The sequence below is a fragment of the Holospora curviuscula genome (assembly GCF_002930195.1).
GTDB classification, from domain to species: Bacteria; Pseudomonadota; Alphaproteobacteria; order Holosporales; family Holosporaceae; genus Holospora; species Holospora curviuscula.
Window position 1 is genome coordinate 65,533 of record NZ_PHHC01000079.1, and the last position, 3,667, is coordinate 69,199.

Below are 3,667 nucleotides of genomic sequence, written 5' to 3' on the forward strand. Positions count from 1 at the left end.
TATTTTTATGCAGCTGCTCTTAGGGTACAACAAAAAAAAGTGTTAAAACTTATTAAAGTAAATAAACAGAGATAATTAAAATTTATTTTTATATAAGATCTACATTATAAAATTTTTATCTTTTCACCATAAAATCTATCCACTGGGGTGTCAAGATAATGTTTTTAAATACAAATTAAACATTTTAGAAAAATAGTGCTTCCCTCCCGCTTTCCTTAAGGGAGAGAAAGAGGGGACTGACGCAATATCAATTTCCCCAAGAGAGTCTAATAGTATTGTGGGATTACAATTTGTCTTTTTTGGTATCAATTTTGGAGGATTGAATTAAATCTTTCTGCTTCCGGGAAGGGGGCTTCCTTTTTTCAACCTGTTCTGCAAAAGGCTGCCACCAATTTTTCCGTTGAAGGGAGTATTCTACGTTTTTCTTCGTTCGGTCAAATTTGGCATCTAGCTGGAGTTTAACTAATGTTATAGCCCTTATCATGGACCATTCCTCACACTTTGTTTCTAACTTATTTTTTATCTCAAGCAGTTGATTCATCGATTCAGTTTCTTGCTTGTGCTGCCTGTCTTCCTGAGCAGAGCGCTGATCAAGAAATTGCTCCAGATCGCGAAGCTGATCTTTGAGCACTAAAACGTTCACAACATTTATGGAAAAAGTAGGAGATTGAAAAACTTCGTCCTGCGAAGTTTGAGAAACAAAAAGCTCCGGATTCTGTCAACTTTCAATGCGCGTTATGGTCTTTATTTGCGCCTCCTCAAGCTTGCTCTCCTTATCCTTTAGGACGTTTACCTCGAGCGCTTCTTGTTGCATTATCTGCTTAAAATTTATTTTCAGGTTAAAAAATGTGCTTTGAAAGCTTCTTAATGCTTCCACTGGATATGGATATTAGAAAAAGTGTTCCCCATATACTGCGCGATCTCTTCAATGTTTTTTTGAAATTTATTCCAATTATTAAGTTGCTCTTGAATTTGGTACCCTTCTTGACTTTTTGGTTCAAGATGTGGCTGTAGTAGAAGATTGGCTTGCTGTATCTGGTTTTCAATACGTTTTTTTATATATTCTCGGTCACGCTGTAAATCATTCAATCTGGAAGATCGTAACTGAGCCCGACTAACAAGACAGGTTTTGATATCTTCAAGACGCTTGTAATCTTGGTCTTATCAATGACCTCAATCACATCGTTTATATTAAGAATGTTTCTCGGAGGTAGGCTGGATTTCGGTTCAATAGGCTTAAATTTAGATACCTTTCTTATAATAATTTCTTTTTCCGATAAGGAAACATCGTTTCGTTTCTTTAGGACTGTTTGTATTCCTTGTTTGAGTCGTTGTGCATAATTTGAATTTTTGTATCTTTTCTAGTTTTTTTAAAGAACAAAAGATCCAAATTTTTCTCGCTTAAAATGATATTTCAGAGTAAAGAAATCATCCAAAAATATCATTTCGCCCCCCCCACGAAATCGGTGACTCATTGAGCGCTTGAATGTGTTGGTGCCCTTACGATCATTGGGTTAATGTAAGCCCCTAATTCCTGTAAAAAATGTTCTGACTTGTGAATTTCAAGGTAAGGAGCGATTCATGTTTTCAAAAAATCAGCTATTTTGCGCCAATCATCAGCCCCTATTTTTTCCGCTAAAATTGAAAAGTGCTTGAGAAGCTGGAGAAAAACTGCGCGTACCTACCCCCTAGAGTCTGAGGATTAGGCTCTTGTCCATGGCTAACAGCATGTACACATTCTTCTAAAATAAAGATTCCTACAAAAAATACTATACATATGTGGTTTAATTTTAAATTTTTCATGAATGGATAATGCATAAACTATTTACTTTTTAAGCATAAATCCAAACGTCTTTTGTGTAAAAATAAATTTTTATTAATATGTCATTATGGTATTTCAGAGCATTTTTATTAAGGAGAAAATTTTGCACGGCCTTGTATCTCTAATCCCCTGCGCCAATAAACTTGAAAATTCGATAAGAGTTTACCGCACAGCAGACTAAGACTTAGGGAATGTCGACATTTAAGTTTACTTTAGAATTATGAGTGATGCAGCAAAATGAAGGAAGGAAAGAAAAGCGTGTGTAAATTTGTCATATCTGGGTGCAACGGGCCTGAAATGGGTTAACGTGTTGAACATTGGCTCGACTAGAGTGCGTTCTTTATAAAGATCTGCGTCAAATTCTCTGAGATTTTTTTTCCATGGATCGTGGGGGATAACGGCTTTGTTGCGGCCAGCATAATGAACAAGGTCATCGGCATCGTAACATTTTATCCGTCAATAGCGTTTTAAAGTCAAAATTGTTCGTTAAGTTTGTTCGTTAAATCAAGGGCTTTTGTATAGTCAGAGCACTGAGCAGGCGATAGAATGAATCTTACGGGGTTTCCCAAAGAGTATCCCCTCCAAGCCCGTGGATCTTCGTGCTAAAACCGTCTGCTAAGCGCCCCAGCGCTTGTTCTTGTGTACCATTTGACCCTATTTTTTTCTGACGCCCGCGGTGTGTTGATGGGAGCGAATCATTGTCGAATCAATCATGATCTATTGCGTATCAGCATCTATTTGCCACACACTGGCTTTGGACCATCGTATCAACCGTTTGTCAACCCTCGATCATTTCCTGTAAGATTCTGGCAATGCACGCCACACTGCACCCTTGTGGGCAATCCATATCGTTACCAGTACGTCATGAATTCTCTTCTTTCCCAGGCAAAGTTTCTTTTATTTCTTCCCATTGGTCGTCTCGTATCTCTTGTAATCCTTAATCTTACAACACTTAATTATAAATGTCGACAGACTCTAAGATTTAGGGCCCTGGATAAAAGATTTTTGGAATATGAAGGATGTGTTTTAGCTGACAATGCTCAGGATGGTCTATCTGCTCTAAAAAACCTATTGGTATTCTTTTTACTAAAATTAAGTAATATTAAATCACTATTATAGTAATTTACCTTGAATTTATTATAATTATCAGAAAATAACAAAAAAATCATAGAGATATACAGGCTAAACTTAAAGGAAAGCGTAATAAAATACATAAAATTAGGGCATAATCAAAAGAAAAGCGCTAAGTAGCGGTTGGATAAGCTACGAAAAAGAAGGAATTATTAAGCGTAAAAGTACGATTAGGCAGAAAAGGAAGCATAGATAGATCAGCTAAAAGTTTATGTTGAAAATAACGAAGATAAAACATGAAAAAAGATCACTAGGCTATTGAACGCAAGAGGTATTGCTCTTGTTCTATAGAAGGCTTAAAATGTTAGGCTTTAGAGAGCACAATACTTTACCTCTGGGAAGACTCGTGAAAAAATACATATTAAGAAACAATCAACGATATAGCGCCCGAAAGTCTTGTGTAGAGTGACGAGAGTAGTATAGAACAGACTATTTGCAAAGATAGAGAATAGAGGAAAAGAAGTGAAGTAAAATACTGGTTGGTAAGAAGCATGCTACATATTCCAAAAGAACCTGTAGTATCCCTAGAATAATCAATCGATCGCTTCCATGGGGTTTAATGGTTCTTACGATTTCATCATTGGATAGAACAGAGTTGAATCAAAGCGCTAAAACTTAGCCTGATTTTGGATCATTCCTCATTCCATAACGCGTATAAGACAAAAGAAGTGGTGAATCGGGTGGCTGAGGGCTAGTTTTCCTACTTCTATATTC

The 3,667-nt window shown here is 36.5% G+C and carries 3 protein-coding genes; 1 reads left to right on the forward strand and 2 read right to left on the reverse strand.

All coding sequences use genetic code 11. The features are described from left to right. Positions 1-283 precede the first annotated feature (283 nt). Both HCUR_RS02665 and HCUR_RS02670 read right to left on the reverse strand, forming a co-directional pair. Complete coding sequence (locus HCUR_RS02665) at positions 284-643, reverse strand: hypothetical protein (protein ID WP_104206625.1); 360 nt, start codon at positions 641-643, stop codon at positions 284-286. Between the two features lie 221 nt (positions 644-864). Continuing rightward, the gene (locus HCUR_RS02670) at positions 865-1,089 is read right to left on the reverse strand and encodes a hypothetical protein (protein WP_104206626.1); all 225 of its coding nucleotides are present in this window, start codon (positions 1,087-1,089) and stop codon (positions 865-867) included. Positions 1,090-2,506: 1,417 nt separating this feature from the next. Between HCUR_RS02670 and HCUR_RS09075 the strand changes: the two genes are divergently transcribed. Continuing rightward, positions 2,507-2,941, forward strand: a complete 435-nt coding sequence (locus HCUR_RS09075) for a hypothetical protein (RefSeq protein WP_207760883.1) — start codon at positions 2,507-2,509, stop codon at positions 2,939-2,941. Positions 2,942-3,667: the final 726 nt, after the last annotated feature.

What these genes read in the sequence shown, in the direction of transcription:
- HCUR_RS09075 (WP_207760883.1), top strand. Translation starts at nt 2,507, where the DNA reads ATGGGAGCGAATCATTGTCGAATCAATCATGATCTATTGCGTATCAGC.